The sequence below is a fragment of the Pseudoalteromonas sp. APC 3250 genome, from assembly GCF_030407915.1.
In the GTDB taxonomy this organism is placed as follows: domain Bacteria; phylum Pseudomonadota; class Gammaproteobacteria; order Enterobacterales; family Alteromonadaceae; genus Pseudoalteromonas; species Pseudoalteromonas tetraodonis.
Genome location: NZ_JASDCM010000002.1, coordinates 13,931 through 36,633 on the forward strand (window position 1 = coordinate 13,931; position 22,703 = coordinate 36,633).

Here is a 22,703-nt window from a genome sequence, read left to right on the forward strand (position 1 = left end):
AGGACACCCCATGATAGATTTTCGCTCAGATACAGTAACAAAACCGTGCAGCAAAATGCGGGATATTATGTATCATGCCCCCGTCGGCGACGACGTTTATGGCGATGATGAAAGTGTAAACCAATTAGAAGCTTATGCTCGATTACGTTTTAATGTGCAAGATGCACTTTTTTGTAGCTCAGGCACACAAACAAATCTGCTTGCATTAATGGCCCATTGTGAACGCGGCGACGAGTATATATGTGGTCAAAATGCTCATAACTACAAGTTTGAAGGCGGTGGCGCTGCCGTTTTAGGCTCTATTCAGCCACAGCCTATTGAAAATGAAGCCGATGGTAGTCTATGTTTTACTAAAATTGCTGCAGCAATTAAACCCGATGATAGCCACTTTGCAAAAACCCGCCTGTTAAGCCTTGAAAACACCATAGGTGGTAAAGTACTCGGTATTGATTATTTACTCAAAGCACGCGAATTTGTTAACCAACATAACTTAGCACTGCATTTAGATGGCGCTCGCGCTTTTAATGCCGCTGCCGAGCTTAACCTTGATATTAAAGAAATAACCCAACATTTTGACTCTGTATCTATTTGCTTATCAAAAGGATTAGGTGCACCTGTTGGTTCATTATTGCTTGGTTCAACAGCATTGATAGCCAAAGCAAGACGCTGGCGAAAAGTGCTTGGCGGCGGTATGCGCCAAGCGGGTATATTAGCTGCTGCGGGGCAATATGCTTTAGAAAATAACACTCAACGTTTAGTCGATGACCACGCTAATGCACGTTATTTAGCAAAGCAGTTAAATAACGTGGCAGGTTTTAACGTAAACATGAGTAATACCACAAACATGGTTTACGCTACGTTTGATAACAACATAAACATCACAAAACTAGCAGCCGATTTAAAAGCACAGGACATTGTGTTTAGCCCAAGTAAGCAACTTAGGCTAGTAACCCATTTAGGTATTACCAAAGCGGATATAGATACCTTTATTAAAGCCTTAACGGCCCATATTTAACGCGGCTTTATAATGTTTGCGGCACACCGATTCATAACGGTCGTTGCCGCCAATTTCTACTTGGTTGCCATCGGCAATAGCCTCGCCATTTTCATCGGTACGTAATACGTGATTTGCTTTACGCCCACAATGACACACCGTTTTAAGTTCTATTAACTTATCAGCCCAAGCAAGTAAATATTGCGAGCCGCTAAATAACTCACCTCTAAAGTCGTTTCTTAAGCCGTAACACAATACGGGAATACCTAACTCATCGACTACATCGGTTAACTGCATAACTTGGTCTTTTGATAAAAACTGACATTCATCCACCAGCACACAATGGCGTTTTTTATCACTATTGAGCGATTTTATTAGCTCGTATACGTCTTTATCCGCATCATAAATATGTGCATCTGCTTGAAGGCCTATACGTGAGGATACTTTGCCAACACCGGCTCTATCATCGATAGCCGCCGTGAGGATCACCGGCTCCATACCACGTTCTTTATAATTGAATGCAGATTGTAGTAAGGTGGTTGATTTACCTGCATTCATTGCAGAGTAGTAAAAGTATAATTGCGCCATGGCCGTGCCTTCAAATAAAAAGTGCGCTTATGCTACCCTAAAGTGCAGAGAATACAAATTTGGATACGTTATTTAGCTATTTATTTTGCTTCGTGCTCTAGTAACCATTGCTTGCGCTCTAGGCCACCGGCATAACCAGTTAGCTTTTTATTTGCACCAATGATGCGGTGACACGGCACAATAATACTGATTGGGTTTTTTCCATTTGCAGCCCCCACCGCTCTCACAGCTTTAGGGTTGTTTAACTGCTCGGCAATATCTTTATAAGTCGCCACTTTTCCATAGGGTACGCTACACAATGCTTGCCATACACTTTGCTGAAATGGCGTGCCGCCAGTATCAAGTTCTAAATCAAACTCAGTACGCGTATGAGCAAAGTACTCATTAAGCTGCGCCACACAAGATAAAACATGCGAATTAGTCACCTTATTTAAAGGCGTGCTGATATAACTGGTCGGTGGATAAAACCCCACATAACTAATACCATTTTCAGTTGCCTGGATAATAATATCGTCAATCGGGCTGGGTAAACTGGTTTGCACTATCATAATTGCTGCCAAAGTTGAAAAGTTAAGTAAGATCGAAATGGTGCACAGTTCGCAGATTCAAAAGAGCTTGCTGCCGCTTGTGCCTTTTTAACGCCTAAATCGCCATCGAGTAAAATATCGGGCTGGCTTTGGCCGCGTAACTTTGCATAATTAACCGTCCATGGGCCAATCCCTTTTAAACTAAGCCATTGATCTAAGTCATCATAATCGGGATTCACGGCACAAAATTCAGCGAGGTTATGCAGGGCATTTTTACGCGCCTGTGGCATTTTAAAGAATGCAAAATCACTGTGTGCTAACACTTCAGGCTCAGGAAAATAGACCTGCTGGTGTTGCTTTTCACCAAGCTGTGTTACTAAATTAGTCACTAGGTTGTGCGCGGCCGCTACACTGACTTGTTGCCCAAGTACAGCCCTGACTCCCGCCTCAAAACTTGACCAAATACCCGGTAACCTTAAGCCTTTAGTAAGTGGAAATGCATTATTAATGTGTTCGCTTAAATGCGCCTCAATTAAATAAGTATCTGCATCTAAATCAAGCACACGGCGAATGTTGTTAATAACTGGCTGTAAATATTGCGTATTATCTATATCAATTTGCACCCGAAAATGATGTTTATCTGCAACAAACTCAGCATCAAAGCGCCCTCTACACGATTTATAAGTAAAAGTACGCCCATAACTAGTTGGCGTTAACCACTCTATTGGCTGAATTAATCGTTTTGCTAAAAAACCATGCAATGCCTGCCAGTTATACGGCGGACGAAAAGGCAAAATTAAGGTGAGCCCAATATCAGTTGGGTGCTTGGCGGTTCTGAGCGCTGAGGGCGCAATATTAAGTTGTTTTAAAAAAGCATCATTAAAACGCCTAACACTTTTAAAGCCTGAGGCAAACGCTATCTCGGTAAGCGGTAAGCTAGTTTCTTGAATCAATTTTTTTGCAAAATGACATTGGTTAAACAATCGATATTGCGTGATAGAAATGCCAAAATATTGAGAAAATAATCGCCTTAAATAACGGCTGCTTATTCCTAAACGCGTGGCGAGCTTTTCGCAGTCGTGCTGATTATCCTGATCAATTAATTGCTTGGCTCGTAGAGCCGTTGTTTTTGTTCCCTGCCAAGCCGCACTTCCTGGTGCACTATCGGGCCGACAACGAATACAAGGCCTGAAACCAGCTTGCGCGGCAGAGTGCGCAAACTGATAGTAAACCACATTTTTTTCATGAGCTGTAGGCGCAGGACAAATTGGCCTGCAATAAATACCGGTACTTTTAACGGCTACATAAAAAAGCCCATCGAAACGCGCATCACGACTTTGACGTGCTTTTTGCCAGTGCTGATCACCCATAAAATGCTCTTGTAAATTAGGTAGCGCTTAGCTTAGCAAAAACTAAGCGTATTACTGGCCATATTCGGCACTAATCTTTATTTGCAAAATCAATCAATGCTTGGCCCGTTAAACGATATATAATCCATTCATTCTGTGGCTCAGCGCCCATGCTATTGTAAAAATCAATCGCGGGTTTATTCCAATCAAGCACTACCCACTCAAAGCGACCACAGTCTTTGCTTATTGCTCTGTTTGCCAGCTCTTTCATGATAGCTTTACCGGCACCATTTCCACGGCTATCTGGGCTAACATATAAATCTTCTAGGTAGAGGCCATTTTTACCTAACCAAGTCGAGTAGTTGTAAAAATATACGGCAAAACCAATTGGCTCATCATCTTGTAAACATATTAAACTGTGCGCCGTTGCGCCTTCACAAAACAGGGTGTTTAAAATGGCTTGCTCATCGGTTTTAACTGCATCAGGTTCTTTTTCATAAATAGCAAGCTCATTGATAAAGTGTAGAATTGTTTTTGCATCACTTGGCTTTGCATCGCGAATTTCTATTGCTGTGTTCATTGTTATTGACCTTTAAAAAACTACTTTTATGCTTGGTAAGCATCTAATTTAATATAAAAAGTGCTTAACTAATTATGATAATTTAAGCCATTAATACATTTATTTATACCCTAGCATATCGTTTTATATTCAATAAGTAACGTTCATGAGCTTATTTCAATTTATTCATTAGGGCATTAAAAAAACAAATTAAAACAACGCTTTTATATATGGCAAAAAGTTGTCATTATGAGTACACAGTAAAGCAATGAGGAAGTTTAACTAAAATGGGTCATGGTCATTCACACAGTCACGTTGATGATAACCAAAGTGATAAACAGCTCACTCTTGCCGTATTTATAAATGTTTTACTGACTGCAGTGCAAGTTGTTGGCGGCGTATTTTCTGGCAGCCTTTCATTAATTGCTGATGCATTACATAACCTAAGTGATGCGGCCTCTATTTTTATTGCCCTCGTTGCCCGAAAAATTGGCAATAAACAGGCTGATACAACCCATCATTTTGGCTACAAACGCGCAGAAATACTAGCAACCCTTTTTAATAGCACTACGTTAATAGTGATCGGGGGTTATTTAATTTTTGAAGCCATAAATAGTTACTTAAACCCGCAACCAATTAACGGTTGGATTATTGTGTGGGTTGCTGCCTTTGCACTGTTCATTGATTTAGTCACTGCGTTATTAACTTATAAAGCCGGCGCTAAAAACAATATGAATATAAAGGCAGCGTTTATTCATAACGTGTCAGATGCAATGGCCTCAATAGTCGTTATTATTGCGGGTACTTTAATTATTTTATATCAGTGGTATGTGGTTGATTTAATAGCAACCATTTTAATATCACTGTATGTAATTTATCATGGGGTGTTATTACTGAAAGCCAGCTGCAGTATTTTAATGCAAGCAGCCCCCATTGGTTTTGACCAGCAACTTATCAGTAAAAAGTTACTTCAACAATTTGCCATTACTCAAATAAAATCTATAAAGGCTTGGCAGCTAGACGATACTACCACTCACTGTGAAATTGTGATGCAAACAGATACACCAATTGAGCTTAATGCCATAAAACAGTATCTACATGACGAGTTTGCAATTGAACACTGTGTAATCGAGTGTTACTAATCACTGTTTTCAATAACCAAAATGATTACATTAAAGCTCTAATTAGGTTTACTTATATATTAGTTAGACTTCTCAGCGGTTTTTATTTAAACCGCTACAAAAATACGATAGATAAGTATTATCACAAATTAATTAAATTAGAGAGTACTGATAGTTGCTGCTGCAAGATGCAACATTAAGTTTTCAGCTTTATCTGCTTTTTTCACGGATATTTGTGTAAACAATAAATGTCCACTTCCCTGCTCCTTAGCCTTTCTTACTTGATTAATTACAGAGCCGTGAGCTGGGTGCAAACACATCCCCCCGCTACAATAGCAATAATTAGATTACGAGAGTGGCTACAAAATAAATTGAGTGAAAAAACTCAGTTGTGTAAATATTTCAGTTTTACTGTATTCATCCCAGAATTCGAAGTAATAAAGCGTAAAAGAACAACCTCAACACTTAGAATAGCTGCAATACTTTACTTAATAACCTTAGTAAGTATGCCTTTTTATGTTATAAAAAATGTAACTTACTGATCTAAAATACAAATAACAACTTGTCCATTTGTCAGCCAGCAATGTAAACTTAAACGAGAATCAAACTCAATATTAACCATATGATTTATAAGTAAATTACTTGCAATTCTGTGCCTATATACTAGACTAGCCACAATTAGAATTTTTAGGATAAGCGCTATGAAAGGTAATCAAAAAGTAATCGACGCCTTCAATACATTGTTAGCTAACGAATTAGCTGCTATTGACCAGTATTTTATTCATTCTCGTATGTACGACGATTGGGGCTTAAACAAACTTTATGAGCGTCTTAACCATGAAATGGAAGAAGAAAAAGATCACGCTGATTGGTTAATTAAACGTATTCTTTTTTTAGAAGGCGTACCAAACATGACCAAACGTCGTGACCTCTTAATTGGTAGCGATGTAAAAAGCATGATGCAAAACGACTTAACCTTAGAACTTGAAGTGGTTGAGTGTGTTAAAGAAGTTATTGCCATCTGTGAACAACAGCAAGATTATCAATCACGTGAAATTCTAGAAAAGCTATTATTTGATACCGAAGAAGATCATGTTTACTGGTTAGAACAACAACTAGGTCTAATTGACAAAATTGGCACTCAAAACTATCACCAGGCTCAAATGGGCGAATAAGGACTTATATTATGAAAGGCGATAAAGACGTTATTGCAGCACTAAATAAAGTACTTGCTAATGAGCTTGTGGGTATTAACCAATACTTTTTACATGCACGCATGTTTAAAGATTTTGGTTTTAGTAAACTAGACAAAGCTGATTACAAAGTATCAATACAAAAAATGAAAAACGCCGATCGTTTAATTGAGCGTATTTTATTTTTAGAAGGCCTTCCGAATCTTCAAGATTTAGGACGCTTACGCATTGGCGAAAACAGCGAAGAAATGATTGCCGCTAACATGAGCTTTGAACTTGATACAGTAGATGAGCTACGTGCTGCCATTAAACTAGCCGAAAGTAAAAAAGATTATATTAGCCGTGAAGCGCTCGACAACATTTTAAATGAGCAAGAAGAACAAATTGATTGGCTAGAAACACAGCAACTGCTGATCAAAAACACTGGGCTTGAAAACTACTTACAATCGCAACTGTAAGTTAAAGTTATAAATACAAAAAAAGCAGCTAAGGCTGCTTTTTTTATGTTTAATTTTTAAATGTTAAACCAATTCGTTTAGATAGAGGCAATTACATAGATTACTATTAAGCCACTTGATCGGTTATATCTGCAATTTGAATCAGTTTACGATTGAGTATCTTTTTAGTACAGCAACAACACTTACCGCACTGGCTGCCCACTTTAAGCTCTTTAGTTAGCTCGCGCATGGTAGTAGCACCATCGTCGATGGTTTGCTCAATTTTTTTATCGGTCACACCGTGACAAAGACAAATATACATGAATACAAACAACTCTTACTTTCATTTAGTAGGTTTATACTAATCTAAACGAAAATAGTTATCAATTGGTTTTTTATAAAATTTGATTTTTTTGCATTTTTTTTGGACAGCGCCACTTAAGTTGAGAATTCGCGGCAGCTTGAGAATTGTTTGAATTTCATTCGAAGTATGGCACTTAAATTGAGATTTATTAACTAAAGTCCCACCTTGAATTTAAGTAGGTTCAGGGTCTGTTGACCTTTCAAGGTTAAATTTGCAGTAGTCTGTTTGGTCTTTAGGCAAGGCAGAGTCTATGTGGTGTGGTTATTCCCCATAAATAGGCGATAACGCAGCATCAATGCCAAACAGGCGCTGCCCGAAGGGTTCTGCCTAGGGGCAATTAACTCTTTGTTGCTCGATTTTTACTTAGCCCACTAGGTTACAAATCTCGCGTCGCGATTAAATCCCCCCTAGTTTGAACAAATATTAATCCGTAAAGGCCAACAGACCCTAAGTTTAGGTAAATAGTTGAATGATTGAAATGAATTACATTAAGTCTGAAGAAACCTTAATGTATAAATATATAATTAGTGCGTGGGCTATTTCCGGTTTGTGCCACAAGCGGACATTTGTAACGCCGCTATAAAAGACGCGCGTTAGCGCGTCCAGTGGAGGCCGTTTTTTGGCCGGAACGATTTTTGATAGCCTTGTTAACACGGGTGTTACACACAATTTTAGCTTTAATGGGTATTGTCTAGCTTCCTGTGAATAAATGATACCGTTGACAAAATATCCAGTGCATCTAGCTCACTCATGGGCCACGATATTTTTGGCGCATGAGCTACAGGATTCCTAACTGCGCCAAACAACCCTACAATCATATTGCTAAAGCCTTTTTGTTCACTGATTTCTGTATCTGTTCTCAGAGCGTTTATCTTTAAGATTGGGTGCTTAACAGAAAATGCGGTATTAAATAGATCTGCGCCATCTTTTGTTAAAGATGACATATTGCGAATTCGTTCTGCAATACCCTTTACGGCTTCAAGGACAGCATGAAAGTAATTTTCATCGACTAGTTCAGCCCGACAATAATTGAAAACCACTACACGTTAATAAATGTAAAAGCTGAGCATGTTGATATGGTAATTATGGTTTGGATTTCGACAAAAGTGCGATTAAGGAAGTTACTGTTCGGAGGTAGTGTTGAATATATTCCATACAAAAGATAAGGTAATCCAAAAGCATAATAAAATGAAGGGAAATATGATTGAGGGAATAGACATACACGTTTACTTTTGGGCGCTATTTTGCGGAGCCATAATTGTTCTCGCCATCAAAGCGAAATCTAATCACACGAAACGAATTGAACAAATTGCTGAAATTCAACGTCAAAAGGAAAACCTTGAAAATGAATCTGTTGAAAATCAGGTTGCCAAACTTGAAGGTGAGTTAGAAGAAGTGAAAAGGAAAATCACTTCTGGTCAAGAACATTTTAAAACACTCGAGGAATCCACTGAGAAGCTTGAGCTAGAGAGACAATATATCGAAGTTGGATTACTGCCACCTGTTTATAGCTTTGATGACAGAGAAGAACTTAAAGCTCAAATCAATAAATGTTATGCGGATCAGTATCGTGTCATAAGCAGAGGCCTGGCAACAGACGCATACTCAAAATGGGAATGGTTTGGCTGCGAAAAAACTGGTGCACGAATGGTCGAAGATTACCGATATCTTTCGCTCAAAGCATTCAATGCAGAATTTGATGCCATACGAAAAATAATGCGCCATTCAACTTATGATACGGCGGTTAATAAACTACATCGTGTAAACGAACAACTTGGTAAACTGGGCGAGACGGCTAATGTAACCATCTCAGCAGAATTCTTTAATTTGAAAATCAATGAGTTAAACGCTTGGCATCGAGAACTTTTATACAGAGAAAGACAGAAAGCGGAGAGGAAAAAACAACAAGCTATCCTCCGTGAGCAAAATAATCAATCCGGAGATGAAGCCGATGACCTTGAAGACGAAATATCTTACCGGAGCTCTGATCTGAAAAAAGCCCAAGCCTTAGCTTTAAAACTGCACGGGGCAAGCGCTAAAGTCATGGAAGAAAGAATCCAAAAGATGAAATCTGAAATTGCCAAGTTAGAAAATAAATTTCAACGCGCAACCTCGCAAGCACAGATCACAAAGGTCGGCTACATATATGTCATTTCAAACCTAGGTACTTTTGGAGAGGGTGTTGTTAAAATCGGAATGACTCGAAGACTCGAACCGATGGATCGCATTAATGAACTTGGTGACGCAAGCGTACCGTTTAAATTTGATGTGCACACGATGGCATTTGTGCAGAATGCTCCAGAAATAGAGAAGAAACTTCATAGAAAGTTTGACGAACAACGAGTGAATGTGGAAAACAATCGTAAGGAGTTTTTCAAGGTAAGCCCCCAGCAAGTAAAAGCTGCAATGGACGAACTGAATGTGTCAAGCGACTGGTACTTTGATGTAGAAGCCAAGGAATACAGAGAAAGTATTTTGATTCGTGAAGCAATGAACAAGCAATCGCACGAAAACCTAACTGGGTCAATTCCGGCATCAATATAAGGACATAACCATGCTCATAACAATTATATTATTCATTTGTGCATTAGGTGCATTTTTCTTGTGGAGGAAATCATGCGCAGCGCTTGAAATGGTCGAAGCAGATGGTAAGAAAGTTAGAGATGCGTACTTCCCTGTATCGAGGGCAGAAGACAAGCTAAAACAAATTAAAGAGAAATATTCAGACTTACAGATAAAGTACAATAAGACATTCAGCAGACTACGTGACAACAAAAAAAAACTTTCATTGTACAACCTTGGCGTGGGTACCTCTGATGATACTTCTTACGCATTTATATCGGAAACGAAAGAAGTCAGAAAAATTGAAGCAAAACTTGCTCAAGTTAAAGAAGACTTAAAGGAAATGGTAAAAAACAAAACAGCTTGTATCTGCAGTATGAGTAAAGACGTAAGAGTTAATGGTCGCAAAGCTGGCGCTACAAAACTATTCAATCGTGAAATAAAACTCCGGATCCGCTGTTTAGATAATGAGTTTAAAGCGGCATGTTCAATGGTTGATTGGAACAACATCAATAGGCTATCTCAACGCGCCCGTGAAACATTCGACGATATAAACAACTCAGGCCGTATAGTTAAGACGCAATTGTCTGAAAGTTATTTCAGGTTAAAGAATAAAGAGCTCCAACTAACATATGAATTGAACCAGATCAAAGCTGACATCAAAGAAGAACAACGTGAGGAAGCACGTATAGCAAAAGAAGCAGAGCGAGAAGAAAAGCGTATAATTGATGCTGCGAATAAAGCTAGGAAAGATCGTGAGATTATGGAGAAGCTGGTTGCGCAGGAGTTGAGCAAACTAGAGTCCAGCTCTGATGAGCAAAAGGAACTGTACGAGCTGCACAAATTGGAACTGGAAGTGTTGAAGAAAAGAGAGGTTCGCGCACAATCGCTCGCTCAACAAACACGAGCTGGTTACGTTTATATAATCTCTAATAGAGTGTCATTTGGGGAGGGGATGGTAAAAATTGGCATGACTCGAAGAGCAAATCCAGATGAGAGAGTCAAAGAACTCGGAGATGCTTCTGTACCAGAACTGTTTGATGTCCACGCATATATATATTCGGAAGATGCCCCCAGTTTAGAGAAATTTCTACATAACGAATTCAGCAAACAAAGAGTCAACCTAGTAAATCATCGCAAAGAGTTCTTTAAAGTGGATGTTCAAAGCGTTGTTAAGGCACTCGACAATTACCAAGAAGATTACGAGATCGAATTGGAGCCGCATAAAGACACTGACACGTTAGCAGTGGCATAGTGGCAAGCTGCTGTGGTAGCTTTTGTATTGCGCTAGCAAGGCGTTACCAACATCTTTCTCTAGCACAGAGCGGTTCTTCGGCTCTAACACGTTTTTGTCCAAAAACGAGTTTGAGCGACCGTCTGTTTCTCGCTCTAAGCGGCAGGTAGAATATCAACAGAATTTGCTTGGCGTTTTGCAAACAATGACAAGATTACCTACCCCCCTATCTGCAGTAACAATAATAAAGATTGATTGGATTATGCGAGTAAAAGCTTTTTGAAATGAGACTTGAGTTATTAACTTAAAGCGCAAGAATTATAAACCCTGAATAATTTTCATATAAAAATTCAGTAAAATTTTTTATCCATATTATACTTTTTTATTATTGCTGTAATTTTGGATAACTATGTTAAACAATTATTCTGTGCGTACCCGTTTAGCCGTGCTTGCATTGCTACCAATTATGATTTTTTTAATTACATCGTTTTTTTCAATAAACACAATGGGAAGGTTAGTAGCAGGGATTGATAGTTTATACGACGACCGTGTCGTACCACTTAAGCAAATTAAACATGTGTCTGATAATTACGCTGTAAATATTGTTGACTTACTTCACAAGTATCGTGCTGAGTCTATTACCAAATCAGCGCTTTTAGCGAATATTAATGATGCTAGAAATACGGCTGATAATGAATGGAAAGCCTACCTGAGCACACAGCTAACAGCTGAAGAAAAGCGCTTAGTAGATAACGTTGAAAGCAAACTACAGTCCGTGCTTACGCACTTAAATAATTTAATTTTAAGCATTAATAGTGGTGAGTTTTTATTAATCCCACAAAAGCAATTTGTTTATGAGCTTTACCAATTATTTGATCCGCTGAGTGCCAGCTACCAAGCTTTAATTGATTTACAACTTAAAGAAGCGAGTGATTTTAAAGTTAAAGCCGATGATAATTATCAATTTATAAAGTTGATTATGAGTGCCACGATCGCAATATTAATTTTGCTGTTACTGATTGTTGCTTACTTTATTTATTCTTCGATACAAAATCCATTAATGTCATTACGCGATACCATAACGCACATTGCAACCAATGCTGATTTAACAGCTCGTGCTGAGGTTCAAGGTAAGGATGAGATTGCAGATACCGCATCTAACTTTAATGATATGCTACTTCGGATCCAAGGTTTAGTAAAAGATATGGCGGGCGCAACGCTGACACTTGCCTCTGCAGCTGAAGAAATGAACTCTATTAGTGTTCAGGTTGCCAGTACAGCAACGCAGCAAGAGCAACAATCGGCTATGATTGCAACTGCAATTACTCAAATGAGCAGTGCAATAGAGCAAGTTGCTCATAACGCGCAAACAACCTCCGACAAGGCTACAAGTGCCGACATAAAAGCAGGCCAAGGGCAGCAAGCTGTTGCTGATAATATAGAGTCAATAAATACGCTCTCAGCTTTAGTTAATACTAATACGCAGCTCATCACAGATCTAAATTCTCAAACCAATGATATAAACCAAGTTGTTATGATGATTCAAAGCGTTGCTGAGCAAACTAACTTGTTAGCCTTAAATGCAGCCATTGAAGCAGCAAGAGCTGGCGATTCTGGTCGTGGTTTTGCCGTTGTAGCCGATGAAGTAAGGCAACTTGCCCATAACACCCAAAAAGCAACCGCCAGTATTAATGAGATGATCACTAAACTACAAGATATGACTCAACAAGCGGTTAGCGCAATGAGCAACGCAGAAAGCAGCGCTAAAGAAAGTGTTGATCACGCTCAGTATTCATCACAGGTGCTAAGCGAAATTAACCATGAAGTTACTGAAATTGCAGATATGAATACTCAAATATCAACCGCAACACAGGAGCAAAAAATGGTCGCAAATGAGCTAAGCAGTAATATTAATGAATTTAGCGCCAGTATCACGTCGGTTAGCGAAAGCTCACAGCAAAATGCACAGGCATCACAAGAACTCGCACAACTGGCGGCAATGTTACAAGGGCAAGTTAATGTATTTAAAGTTTAGGTTATTTCATTTACCCGCATGTTGGGGCTTATACCTTAAATGAAAGCCTTATTTGCCATCATTTAAAATTATTAATTGATGGCATGCTTGTTACTTTAAGCACTAGTTTGATTTGACAATATATTTATCCAATCACTGGGGTTTGAGAGTATAAACTGATACGAGCTGCCATCTTGCGTGAAAACCTCTATCGCATCAGCTGTTATTGGAACAAGGCCTGCGCCTTTGCCTTTACATTCAACCACTTTTAAAATTGTATCACGGGCAATTGTATATGGTTCTAACCCTAATTTTTCATTAAAAGGTTCAAAATTTAAGTCGGTTTGCGTAATCCAAAACTTTCCGTCCGCTTTCATAACTCCATTTTGAATGGTTGCTATTGTTGATTTAACGACAGTTGATTGCATATTTAAATTCCTTTACACGTACATATAATTTCAAATTGTTCAACTTCCTTCTGTTTATTATTACAGCTAATTTGATAGCCAAAAGCAAGTTTATTTGTGCACTAACGACACAAAGCTACCTTTTAAATTTAAAAGTTACCCGAATATATTTACCTACTTTAAACTTTGTGGAATAATCGCTGCCCTCTTAGGGGAGTAGCCCGCTCAGTAATGAGTAAACTTATCAACATAATTGCACCTCATGTGCATGGTAAGTTTGTAATGTTGTAGCAAGCGTTATCGGCGAGACCTAGGTAGACACTATCCTCATGGCGGGAGATAGCTGTTTGCCTTGGTTTAGTATTCCCGCCTGAAGATTATATTAATGGATATTTTTTTAACCTCTACCGTCACTGTTGCCCTTGCTGAAATAGGCGATAAAACCCAGCTTTTATCTTTACTATTAGCTGCTCGCTTTCATAATAAAATTGCACTTATTTTAGGCATTCTCGCTGCTACTATTATTAATCATGGTTTATCTGCATGGTTTGGTGATTGGCTAAGCGGGAACTTTGCCGTCGAATACTTACCTTGGATAGTCAATATAAGCTTTATTGTGGTAGGGCTGTGGCTACTTATTCCAGATAAAGATGAAGAAGTGAGCCATAAATACGACCGCTATGGTGCATTTTTAGTGGCCTTAATCTTATTTTTTATTGCTGAAATTGGGGACAAAACACAAATTGCAACCGTGTTGCTCGGTGCACAATATCAATCAGTATTTTGGGTTACGCTGGGTACTACAGTAGGCATGTTAATTGCCAATGTCCCTGTTATTTATGCCGGTAAGGCGTTACTAAAAAGAATTCCATTAAATACCGTAAGAGCGATAGCAGCCAGTGTTTTTGTACTGTTGGGTATTTATGGTTTAGTGACTATATAATGATTAAATAACGTTTAAATCACTCTTTAATCGTTAAACAATAAAAAGCGCTTACCTACTTTTATACACGTTAGTTGTAAGCGCTTTTTATATAAGGGTATATGATTTAGGCGTTATTTACACAATAGCAGCCTTTTGTATCCGCTATTAATAATGATGAGTTAAATCCGGCCTGTAAATTACTAATAACGGTTTCCACAAAGCCACTACCTTGAGAGCATGCCAGCCCTTCAGATAAAGGCCCTGCATAAACAAACTCACCATTTTTATCAATTAAAACGGCGGCAGGTGTGGCAGGGATCACTGATTTTAACTCATTATTTAATACAAAATTTTGCACTTCAACGCCTTGGTTTGTAGCAAAGCGTTGCAGGGCTGATAAATGAGGCTGTGCTTGAATTGTACAGCCGCAATTTTCTTGCGTAATAATCACAAGTTGAGCACTGTCTTTGTTTTGCCACAGTACTTGGTTTTTAAATTGCGAAAACCAGTTTTGTTGTTTAAGCATTTTATTTTCATCAAACGGCTTTAATTGCCCAAGTTGAAAATACACTAAACCCGACACAACAACGACAAGCCACACACCAATCAATACAAAAATAAAATAGCGCTTATTAGTTAAATTTTGCAATACTTTGCTCTAACACGTCGATACTGACATCAATCATTTGTACCTTGGCGGTGAGTTGTTCAACAATTTTTCCATCTTCATGTTGGCGTTGGCGCATTTGATCTGTGCTAGTTGCAATCTGTTCGGTATTTCCAGCCTGTTCAGCAACTACTTGCGCAACCGAGTTAGAGCTTGAAGATACGGCCTGTATTTGCTCACTCATTGACGAAATATTTTCTTTCATGGTGGCACTAATTTTTGTTAGATCTACAACAAACTCAACACACTGATTCATCGATTGTGTTGAAGTACGACTATTATTCACCAAATCTGTTAACGTTGATGCTATTTTTGCTGTTGTTTGCTGGCTGTTATTCGCTAAAGAACGAACCTCATCTGCAACTACAGCAAAACCACGACCATGCTCGCCCGCTCTAGCGGCTTCAATTGCAGCATTTAAGGCTAACAAGTTAGTTTGATCGGCTATACCTGATATTTCATTCAACAAACTTGTAATTACATCACCAGCAGCCACTAAGTGGCTTAACTGCTCTTCTGTATTGGTTAATAACGTGAGCAACTCTTTGCTTTTACTGTCTGTTTGTAACACTTCTTGCAAAGCAACATGGGCAGAATCGGTAATATTGCTGACTTGCTGCTTTAAAATATCACTTTCTTGCTCAACCAGTTTAAAGCCGTGGGCTACTTGTGAACCTGAATTGGCAATATCATCGGTTTGTATATTTCGGTGCTTAGCACTGTCTGCCAGCTCATCATGCACATTAATAAGTTCTTGAGAATTATTTTTTAATGAATCGGATTGAGTTTGAACCTGTTTTATAACATCCGACAAGTATTCTAGTAGCGTGTTAAAACCTACCACGGCACTGCTATTGGTATCATCAGCTCGCATTGAGAGTTTAATTTGATTAGGGTCTTGCATTATTTGTTCAGTGGCATGGCTTAACGACAAACCTGCACGACGTTCGCGTTGTAATGTTACGGCAATAAAGCCAGCAACCAGCGCTTCAACAATGGCATAGGCCGCATGAATGAGTACCGTTGAAAAAGCTAAACGATCAGGGTCGAAAACATAAAACCCAGTATTTTGAGTCTGCAGGTAATAAAAAGATAAATGATGAATAGCAACAAACACGATGGCCGTAATAAATACCCGCCATTCAACAAACATTATCAGCATTGCTAAGAAAATAAATATTTCGAAATGCACCTCAATAAGGCCATACGCTTGCTGAATATGTAAAAATGAAAACATCATAATTGCAGCAGCGACGACATGAGGTGTAATTTTACTTTCGGGTTGGGTTTTTAATAACCAAATAGGAAGCAAGCATAAAGGCAAGCCGACCAGAAATGCCTCTGTTAATGTATCAAAATAAAGGCCTATACCAATAGACTCTACAAATAATAAACAGAATATGATTGTAAACAATCGACTCACACTAGACATAAAAACCTTAATTAATTTTATAATAATTAAACACGCTCATTGTTAGTATAACCTACAACAACTCGCAATTTTTTATCTTAAATCAAACCAAGAATAATTGTGCTGCTTGATTTAAAAATGTTTTTAGTGCGCTACTTAACTATTGATAGTATTTGTTTAAAAGTAGACGTCCCTGCTTTTTTTGTCCATTGAAATATAATAGTTTCAACGCAAGATATTATAGCACCTGCTTGACGAAGCTGCTCAACCGCAATGGCTTTATGCTCTACATTTCTTGAGGCTATTGCATCAGTAGCAACTGTTACTGCAAACCCTTGTTGTAGTAAATCTAAACATGTTTGTAACACACAGACATGCGCTTCAGTGCCAATAACAACTATGTGTGGGCGATTTAATTGCGAAAGAGTATCTAAAAAACCGTCTTCGGCGCAGGCACTAAAATTTATTTTTTCAATATACTGAGCGTTTGGTAAAGCTTGCTTTATTTTCTCATCACTTTCACCTAGTCCTTTTTTATAATGCTCTGTAATTATTGAAGGAATTTGATGAATAGCACTTGCATTTGCAAGCTGTAAAGCACAATCTAAGGTGGTATTAAATGAAGCTATAGCGGGTGCCAATTTACTTTGTAAGTCGATTACTAAAAGTACGCTATGTTCTAAGTTGATATTTTCTCTAAAATTCATCTGTAGTCCTTTTACTTTAATTAGAATAACGTGTAATGCCCACACAAAAACACAACAATTAATTCACATTTAATGCTTTTTGTAATTTTTAAATTAAACTCATGTTATATTACACCAATACTAAATACCAAACTTGTCAGTTAAAAAGGGTAAGTGCTTTTGAGTAAGTTTTTCTTTGTTGTTCATATATTTTTATTAGTTTGCATGCAGCAGAGCTTTGCTTCACAAACTTATTCTGAACAATTACAACGTATTACTAGCAACGAACAACTGTCGCAAAGCTTTATAGTGAAATCAATACAAGATGATATCGGTTACGTTTGGATAGCAACTACCCAAGGCCTATTTCGATTTGACGGTTACCGAGCCACCCCTTACGAAAGCGCAACAGGTTTAAAAAACAATTATGTAATCAATATCTACAAAGCTAATGACGGCAAAATAATAGTTAGCACACAACTTGCTGGAAGCTATTTAATTGACCCACATACTTTAACTGCTGAGCAGATATATTCAGGACATTTGAATCAAAATGAAGAAAAGTTTTCTCCCATTACTGCAGTCGTTGAGCAGCCTACAAACTTTTATTTTTCTATTGATTCCCACGTGTACCGTTTTGATAAAAAATCAAAAAAACTAGCACTCGTTGCATCTTTGCCTGATGAAAACATATTTATTCGAGCATTATCACTGCACCAAAATGTATTATATGTTGGTGCCGATCAGGGACTTTACGCTTATAGCTTTGACAATAACGAGCTCCAACAAATAGTACTCAATGACACCCAAGAAGTTACCAATGATAGTAACAATGTAAAATTTTTATCTATAGATGATGAACTTGGGTTGCTAGTTGGTACGGTTGAGGGGATGTATCGGATTGCTTTTAATGAAAATAAAAATATAAATCCCTTGGAATTATCAACACTAATTAATGACTATAATATTTGGGATTATGTAAACACACCCTATGGTGAATTTATTGCTACAGAAAGTGGGCTATTTGAATTTGATAGAAAAAACACAAGCATTAGCCCTATTTTAAACTTCAAAGATAGTAACTACAACGTAACAGAGAACACGATAAACGATATTATGTTTGATGAGTCGGGCTTACTTTGGTTAGGTTCTAGAACACATGGAATATTTACTTGGGCAGCACAAACAAAAAAGTTTAAAAAAATAACCTTACCTGAAAATAATATTGTAAACACTATTTACCAAGATAATAGTAAATTACTGTGGATAGGCACTGACGATGGGCTTGTTCAGTATAACTTAGAAACCCAAAAGAGTGACTTATATCTACAATCTAAAGATAGCAAAGCGGTCTATGGCCTATCGGCTATAGGTGATATTTTCCCTGCATATGGCAAAGGCGATAACTACCTATGGCTAGCAACTTTTTCCGGGCTCGATCTCTTTAATAAAGAAACAACAACATTTGAAAAAAACAAATACATTACTCAGTACAAGTTAAATACCGACTATACGTTCGGCATTGCACAAGTTGCACCCGATACTTTTGCTTATATTAACAATGATAACTTTTATATATTTAATGGTAACACAGGCGAAAACCGAGTTATTAATGGACTAAAAGAGCAGGTATCGCCCATGCTTGCATATACGTTTCATACCCCCTCTGAGGCTTTCCCTGGCGAATTACTGTTAAGTACCTCTGACACGCTTTATCGATACAACGAAGAAACAGCGACTTTAATTACTATTTTTGAATCTAAAACAGCAAAAAACAATCTTTACCATACAGTAGAGAATTATTATTACGATGCTAAGCGAGGGCTGCTGTGGTTAGCCACCACCCAAGAAGGCTTAATTGCAGTAAACGCTAAAACATATCAGCAAGTGCATGTATTTGATAAACACAACTCATTAAATACTAACTCTATTTTTAAACTTATTGCAGATAATAAAGACTTTTTATGGATAAGTACTGATAACGGTCTTTATCAACTTAATTTAGATACGCTTAACATCACCACGTACACAATAAAAGATGGCTTAAGTAACAATCACTTTACAGCTCTAGCAGCATTAAGGTTACACAACAACGAGTTAGCGTTTGGTAACCGTAGCGGCGTGCTAATGTTTGACCCAGAGCAATTTGATAATGAACAGCGAAAAATCAATAATAACTTAGCAATTACTAATATTAGTTTGTTTTCACAAGCCCTTAATTACTCCCCTTCAAAATACAGCACTGATCCATTAATGCTTAAGCACGACGATATGGGCTTAACGGTGCGGTTTTCAAATTTTGATTATAAAAATATTAATAAAATCTACTACAAAGTTGAGCTTACAGGCCCTTCGTCTTTGAGCTACAACGATTTAAAATCTAACCAGGTGTTTTTTACTAAATTACAACCTGGTGATTATATTTTGTCTGTGTCTACTCAACAGCGAAATGGGGTGATCACAAGTGACCCCATACAGTTAAAATTTAGTGTAGCTTACGCCCCTTGGCAGTCTCCTATTGCATATACTTTATATTTTATTGCTATTGTTGTTATTTTGTTTTTATTTTTCTGGCAATACCGAAGCCGTAAAATTGCAATTGAACAAGCTCACCGCGCCGCTTTGCACTCTAAAACACAAACTGAGCTGGCACTAAAAAGTAATAAAAGCGGTGTATGGAACTATAGCTTTGCAGATAACTCAGTAAATACAGATAGAGGCGCAGAGCTTGGCTACGAGAACTTACCTGAACGCATCGATATAAGTAGTTTTTTTAATATTATGCATCCTGATGAGCGTCGCAGGCTACAAAGTAAATGGAATACTTTTACAAACCAAACTAAGCAAAAACATTGGCAAGCTACTTATCGTTTACGGCACAAAGATGGGCACTGGTTATGGTTTCATGATTTGGGGCAAACTATTTATAATGAAGACACTAAAGAGCCTCTTTATGTGTCGGGTATTTTTACTAATATTACCGAGCAGCTGGCAAACGAACAACAAGCCAAAATATTAGGCGAAGCATTTAGTCAAATAAATGACTTTTTACTTATTTTAGATGAAGACCTCGTGCCATTTTCAGCCAATAACAGCTTTATGGATGTGTTTTCTGATGAAGGCAGAGAGGGGGTTGTTACCTCAAAATTATTTATTAATGCCATTGGACAAGCTAAGTGTAGAGAGTTTGCAACAATTTTAAAAGCACTTAAACCAAAAGAAAACTGGCGAACAAATGCTTATGTAAAGACCACAAAAGCTGAAAAACACCCTATTCATTTAAGTGCCACAGCCGTTGCTAATGAAAAAGATAAAGTCAGTTATTATGTTATTGTTATTACCGATTTAACAGAGCAGAAACGCGCTGAAAATGAGTTACGCTACCTTGCTAATTACGATGCGTTAACGGGCTTACCTAATCGTAGTTTAATGAATCAAAAAATCGAAAATGCCATTACAAGCGCCGCTAAAGACGATTCGCAATGCGCTGTTATATTTATAGATTTAGATAAATTTAAACCCGTCAATGACTCTTTTGGCCATGCAGTGGGTGACAAACTATTGTGCAATATTACCGAGCGAGTGAGCCAATACTTAGGTGATGACGCTACATTTGGCCGCCAAAGTGGTGATGAATTTTTAGTGTTAGTTGAAAACGTTACCTCAATGGCCTCTTTACAACACACTCTCAACGAAATGAGCAAAGAGCTGGCTAACAAGGTTATTATTGAAGACTTCGCTATTAATATATCAGCCAGTATTGGTATTGCATTATACCCATACGATGCAACATCGACCGATGCCCTCATACGTAACGCAGATATTGCCATGATGCATGCTAAACAAGCAGGCAGAAATGGATTTCAGTTTTTTAATGAAAAAATGAATGAGCAAATTAAACAAAAGCTTATTCTTGAAAACGACTTAAAAGATGCTGCTAGGGATAATCTGTTTTTTAATCACTATCAACCTATTGTTAATACACTAGATAAAACAATAAGTGGGGTTGAATTACTCATGCGCTGGGAAAACCAAGGCAAACCGGTTTCTCCCGCTTTATTTATACCTATTGCTGAAGAGACTGGCTTAATTGATATGTTAACTGAGCAAGCATTACAGCGTGCAATTACTGAGCTTGCTCCACTTTTGAACATTAACCCGTTGTTTTACATATCGTTAAATTTGTCTCCAAAACATATTTTAAAGGCCAACATAACGCAGCAGCTCAGCTCCATACTAGAAAAAGCACAGATAAAACCACAACAACTTCGTTTAGAAATTACAGAAAACACGCTATTAGAAGATAAATACAAAGCGGCTAAGCAACTAAAAAGCTTACAGGCTGCTGGGTTCAAACTGTTTCTTGATGATTTTGGCACTGGCTATTCATCGTTAACTTATTTGAGTCAATTTCCAATTAATGTGATAAAAATAGATCAAAGCTTTGTTAATAGTATTGGTATTGATAAAGGGGATGAATCTATTATTAAAACGATTTACTCACTCGCTGAAAACTTAGAGTTATATTGTATTGCCGAGGGTGTAGAAACGCGTGAGCAGCTAGACTTCTTGCGTAATATAGGCTGTTATCAGTTACAAGGGTATTACCTTGCTCGCCCTATGAGTGCTAACGATTTAATGAGCCCGGAGTGCTTCGAAAAAATTATTGATTTGATATGAAACTAAAAGCGACTTAGTTAAGTCGCTTTTAGGTTTAACGCATTAGTGTATGTGCTTGCATTCGTAGCTTTCTATTTGTAATACGCTGTTGCGCACATTAAATTTATCTGCAAGCAGTTTAATTACCTTTAAGCGGCACTCTTCATCATGTTTTTCTATAGTACAGTGTTGTTTTAGCACAACATGAGCACCAACAATAACCTTTTTGTTTTTACGAACAACAGTGACATTGTGCACATTTGCAACATGTTCCATGGTGGTTATTTCTGTTTCAATTTCGGCCACTTTAGGTAACTTAGCTTTATTTGAACGCAACCCCTTGAGACAGCTAATAATGACCTTAATACCGGTAAACAAGACAAAAGACGCAATTAACATGCTCGATAAAATATCAATTACATTCCAGCCTGTTATGTATATAAGTACACCAGCAGCAAAAGTAGAAACCGTTGATATTAAATCAAAAAACGAGTGTAAAAACACGGCATACACATTAATGCTCGCCTTACGGCCTTTATAAAGCACCCATGCCGCTGCGCCATGAAATAAAAAACCAATAGCAGCAATTACCGACATCAAGTAACTATTAATAACCAGCTCATGTCCCCCTTTATGATGCATAAAGCGCTCAGTGCCCTCATATAAAATAAGTGAACTAATGGCTAGGTATAAAACGCCGTTGATCAACCCCCCTATTAGCTCTGCTTTTTGATGGCCATCGTTATAGGTTTTAGCTAAATGAATAGCAAAGCTAGACGCAATGAGAGCAATGAACAAAGAGCTATTATGAACAAACAAATGCCCTGCATCAGCAAGTACTGCAAGTGAGTTTGCGTAATACGCACCCACTAATTGAATCACCATAAATGAGCAGGTAATTGCAAGTGCAATTAACAAACGGCGACGAGAAGCATGATGTGTGGTTATTTCTGTCATGAAATATAATAGACCTTCACTAAAAATAAAGTAAGCTTATGAAATAAAG

20 protein-coding genes and 1 riboswitch are annotated in these 22,703 nt (G+C 37.8%); of the genes, 9 read left to right on the plus strand and 11 right to left on the minus strand.

What is annotated here, in order from left to right:
• Window positions 1-10 precede the first annotated feature (10 nt).
• Complete coding sequence (ltaE, locus tag QL986_RS02520; RefSeq protein ID WP_290191095.1) at window positions 11-1,015, plus strand: low-specificity L-threonine aldolase; 1,005 nt, start codon at window positions 11-13, stop codon at window positions 1,013-1,015.
• Here the strand turns inward: ltaE and QL986_RS02525 are convergent.
• The 4 genes from QL986_RS02525 to QL986_RS02540 form a co-directional block, all read right to left on the minus strand.
• Window positions 998-1,582 carry a thymidine kinase gene (locus QL986_RS02525; RefSeq protein WP_008112278.1) on the minus strand — a complete coding sequence of 195 codons (585 nt, stop codon included), beginning with the start codon at window positions 1,580-1,582 and terminating at the stop codon, window positions 998-1,000. The genes ltaE and QL986_RS02525 overlap by 18 nt on opposite strands.
• An 80-nt stretch (window positions 1,583-1,662) precedes the next feature.
• Window positions 1,663-2,130: a methylated-DNA--[protein]-cysteine S-methyltransferase gene (locus QL986_RS02530; protein ID WP_290191096.1), complete on the minus strand. Its 468-nt coding sequence runs from the start codon at window positions 2,128-2,130 to the stop codon at window positions 1,663-1,665.
• Complete coding sequence (locus QL986_RS02535; RefSeq protein ID WP_290191097.1) at window positions 2,127-3,479, minus strand: AlkA N-terminal domain-containing protein; 1,353 nt, start codon at window positions 3,477-3,479, stop codon at window positions 2,127-2,129. Before QL986_RS02535 ends, QL986_RS02530 begins: the two co-directional genes overlap by 4 nt.
• A gap of 70 nt (window positions 3,480-3,549) precedes the next feature.
• Window positions 3,550-4,038: a GNAT family N-acetyltransferase gene (locus QL986_RS02540; protein ID WP_290191098.1), complete on the minus strand. Its 489-nt coding sequence runs from the start codon at window positions 4,036-4,038 to the stop codon at window positions 3,550-3,552.
• Window positions 4,039-4,304: 266 nt separating this feature from the next.
• Here QL986_RS02540 and QL986_RS02545 point away from each other — a divergent pair, with 266 nt between their 5' ends.
• From QL986_RS02545 to bfr (QL986_RS02555), 3 genes are all read left to right on the plus strand, one after another.
• Window positions 4,305-5,159, plus strand: a complete 855-nt coding sequence (locus QL986_RS02545; RefSeq protein WP_290191099.1) for a cation diffusion facilitator family transporter — start codon at window positions 4,305-4,307, stop codon at window positions 5,157-5,159.
• 680 nt (window positions 5,160-5,839) lie between these two features.
• Window positions 5,840-6,313, plus strand: a complete 474-nt coding sequence (gene bfr, locus QL986_RS02550; protein WP_024602407.1) for a bacterioferritin — start codon at window positions 5,840-5,842, stop codon at window positions 6,311-6,313.
• A gap of 11 nt (window positions 6,314-6,324) precedes the next feature.
• Window positions 6,325-6,789, plus strand: a complete 465-nt coding sequence (gene bfr, locus QL986_RS02555; protein ID WP_008112262.1) for a bacterioferritin — start codon at window positions 6,325-6,327, stop codon at window positions 6,787-6,789.
• A 106-nt stretch (window positions 6,790-6,895) separates the two neighbouring features.
• Here bfr (QL986_RS02555) and QL986_RS02560 read toward each other — a convergent pair whose 3' ends face one another.
• A complete protein-coding gene (locus tag QL986_RS02560; protein ID WP_013463106.1) occupies window positions 6,896-7,090 on the minus strand; it encodes a (2Fe-2S)-binding protein in 195 nt (64 codons plus the stop codon).
• Window positions 7,091-7,809: 719 nt separating this feature from the next.
• Window positions 7,810-8,172 carry a TIGR02391 family protein gene (locus QL986_RS02565; protein WP_290191100.1) on the minus strand — a complete coding sequence of 121 codons (363 nt, stop codon included), beginning with the start codon at window positions 8,170-8,172 and terminating at the stop codon, window positions 7,810-7,812.
• A gap of 148 nt (window positions 8,173-8,320) precedes the next feature.
• Here QL986_RS02565 and QL986_RS02570 point away from each other — a divergent pair, with 148 nt between their 5' ends.
• The 3 genes from QL986_RS02570 (at window position 8,321) to QL986_RS02580 (ending at window position 12,963) form a co-directional block, all read left to right on the plus strand.
• A complete protein-coding gene (locus QL986_RS02570) occupies window positions 8,321-9,676 on the plus strand; it encodes a DUF4041 domain-containing protein (RefSeq protein WP_290191101.1) in 1,356 nt (451 codons plus the stop codon).
• Window positions 9,677-9,686: 10 nt separating this feature from the next.
• Window positions 9,687-10,949, plus strand: coding sequence for a DUF4041 domain-containing protein (locus QL986_RS02575; protein WP_290191102.1), 1,263 nt, complete (start codon window positions 9,687-9,689; stop codon window positions 10,947-10,949).
• A gap of 388 nt (window positions 10,950-11,337) precedes the next feature.
• The gene (locus tag QL986_RS02580) at window positions 11,338-12,963 is read left to right on the plus strand and encodes a methyl-accepting chemotaxis protein (protein WP_290191103.1); all 1,626 of its coding nucleotides are present in this window, start codon (window positions 11,338-11,340) and stop codon (window positions 12,961-12,963) included.
• A gap of 95 nt (window positions 12,964-13,058) precedes the next feature.
• On the opposite strand, the gene QL986_RS02585 is transcribed toward QL986_RS02580, so the two are convergent.
• On the minus strand, window positions 13,059-13,370 hold the full coding sequence (locus QL986_RS02585; RefSeq protein WP_290191104.1) for a hypothetical protein: 312 nt from the start codon (window positions 13,368-13,370) through the stop codon (window positions 13,059-13,061).
• A gap of 178 nt (window positions 13,371-13,548) precedes the next feature.
• Window positions 13,549-13,650: riboswitch (yybP-ykoY riboswitch) on the plus strand.
• An 84-nt stretch (window positions 13,651-13,734) separates the two neighbouring features.
• Here QL986_RS02585 and QL986_RS02590 point away from each other — a divergent pair.
• Window positions 13,735-14,292: a TMEM165/GDT1 family protein gene (locus QL986_RS02590; protein ID WP_290191105.1), complete on the plus strand. Its 558-nt coding sequence runs from the start codon at window positions 13,735-13,737 to the stop codon at window positions 14,290-14,292.
• A gap of 106 nt (window positions 14,293-14,398) precedes the next feature.
• Here QL986_RS02590 and QL986_RS02595 read toward each other — a convergent pair whose 3' ends face one another.
• From QL986_RS02595 to QL986_RS02605, 3 genes are all read right to left on the minus strand, one after another.
• Entirely contained in the window at window positions 14,399-14,923 is a 525-nt protein-coding gene (locus QL986_RS02595) for a DUF6436 domain-containing protein (RefSeq protein WP_290191106.1), read from the minus strand.
• Window positions 14,907-16,373: a methyl-accepting chemotaxis protein gene (locus QL986_RS02600; protein WP_290191107.1), complete on the minus strand. Its 1,467-nt coding sequence runs from the start codon at window positions 16,371-16,373 to the stop codon at window positions 14,907-14,909. Before QL986_RS02600 ends, QL986_RS02595 begins: the two co-directional genes overlap by 17 nt.
• Before the next feature lie 131 nt (window positions 16,374-16,504).
• Window positions 16,505-17,059: an isochorismatase family protein gene (locus QL986_RS02605; protein WP_290191108.1), complete on the minus strand. Its 555-nt coding sequence runs from the start codon at window positions 17,057-17,059 to the stop codon at window positions 16,505-16,507.
• Window positions 17,060-17,218: 159 nt separating this feature from the next.
• On the opposite strand from QL986_RS02605, the gene QL986_RS02610 reads away from it, so the two are divergent.
• Window positions 17,219-21,718 (plus strand): EAL domain-containing protein, encoded by a 4,500-nt coding sequence (locus QL986_RS02610; protein ID WP_290191109.1) that lies wholly within the window; start codon window positions 17,219-17,221, stop codon window positions 21,716-21,718.
• 42 nt (window positions 21,719-21,760) lie between these two features.
• Here QL986_RS02610 and QL986_RS02615 read toward each other — a convergent pair whose 3' ends face one another.
• Window positions 21,761-22,654 carry a cation diffusion facilitator family transporter gene (locus tag QL986_RS02615; protein WP_290191110.1) on the minus strand — a complete coding sequence of 298 codons (894 nt, stop codon included), beginning with the start codon at window positions 22,652-22,654 and terminating at the stop codon, window positions 21,761-21,763.
• Between the last annotated feature and the right edge of the window lie 49 nt (window positions 22,655-22,703).

Coding starts and splice junctions, on each gene's coding strand:
- ltaE (WP_290191095.1), top strand. CDS start 11: ATGATAGATTTTCGCTCAGATACAGTAACAAAACCGTGCAGCAAAATG.
- bfr (WP_024602407.1), top strand. CDS start 5,840: ATGAAAGGTAATCAAAAAGTAATCGACGCCTTCAATACATTGTTAGCT.
- QL986_RS02600 (WP_290191107.1), bottom strand. CDS start 16,373: ATGTCTAGTGTGAGTCGATTGTTTACAATCATATTCTGTTTATTATTT.
- QL986_RS02560 (WP_013463106.1), bottom strand. CDS start 7,090: ATGTATATTTGTCTTTGTCACGGTGTGACCGATAAAAAAATTGAGCAA.
- QL986_RS02525 (WP_008112278.1), bottom strand. CDS start 1,582: ATGGCGCAATTATACTTTTACTACTCTGCAATGAATGCAGGTAAATCA.
- QL986_RS02545 (WP_290191099.1), top strand. CDS start 4,305: ATGGGTCATGGTCATTCACACAGTCACGTTGATGATAACCAAAGTGAT.
- QL986_RS02585 (WP_290191104.1), bottom strand. CDS start 13,370: ATGCAATCAACTGTCGTTAAATCAACAATAGCAACCATTCAAAATGGA.
- QL986_RS02590 (WP_290191105.1), top strand. CDS start 13,735: ATGGATATTTTTTTAACCTCTACCGTCACTGTTGCCCTTGCTGAAATA.
- bfr (WP_008112262.1), top strand. CDS start 6,325: ATGAAAGGCGATAAAGACGTTATTGCAGCACTAAATAAAGTACTTGCT.
- QL986_RS02570 (WP_290191101.1), top strand. CDS start 8,321: ATGAAGGGAAATATGATTGAGGGAATAGACATACACGTTTACTTTTGG.
- QL986_RS02535 (WP_290191097.1), bottom strand. CDS start 3,479: ATGGGTGATCAGCACTGGCAAAAAGCACGTCAAAGTCGTGATGCGCGT.
- QL986_RS02530 (WP_290191096.1), bottom strand. CDS start 2,130: ATGATAGTGCAAACCAGTTTACCCAGCCCGATTGACGATATTATTATC.
- QL986_RS02540 (WP_290191098.1), bottom strand. CDS start 4,038: ATGAACACAGCAATAGAAATTCGCGATGCAAAGCCAAGTGATGCAAAA.
- QL986_RS02580 (WP_290191103.1), top strand. CDS start 11,338: ATGTTAAACAATTATTCTGTGCGTACCCGTTTAGCCGTGCTTGCATTG.
- QL986_RS02605 (WP_290191108.1), bottom strand. CDS start 17,059: ATGAATTTTAGAGAAAATATCAACTTAGAACATAGCGTACTTTTAGTA.
- QL986_RS02575 (WP_290191102.1), top strand. CDS start 9,687: ATGCTCATAACAATTATATTATTCATTTGTGCATTAGGTGCATTTTTC.
- QL986_RS02615 (WP_290191110.1), bottom strand. CDS start 22,654: ATGACAGAAATAACCACACATCATGCTTCTCGTCGCCGTTTGTTAATT.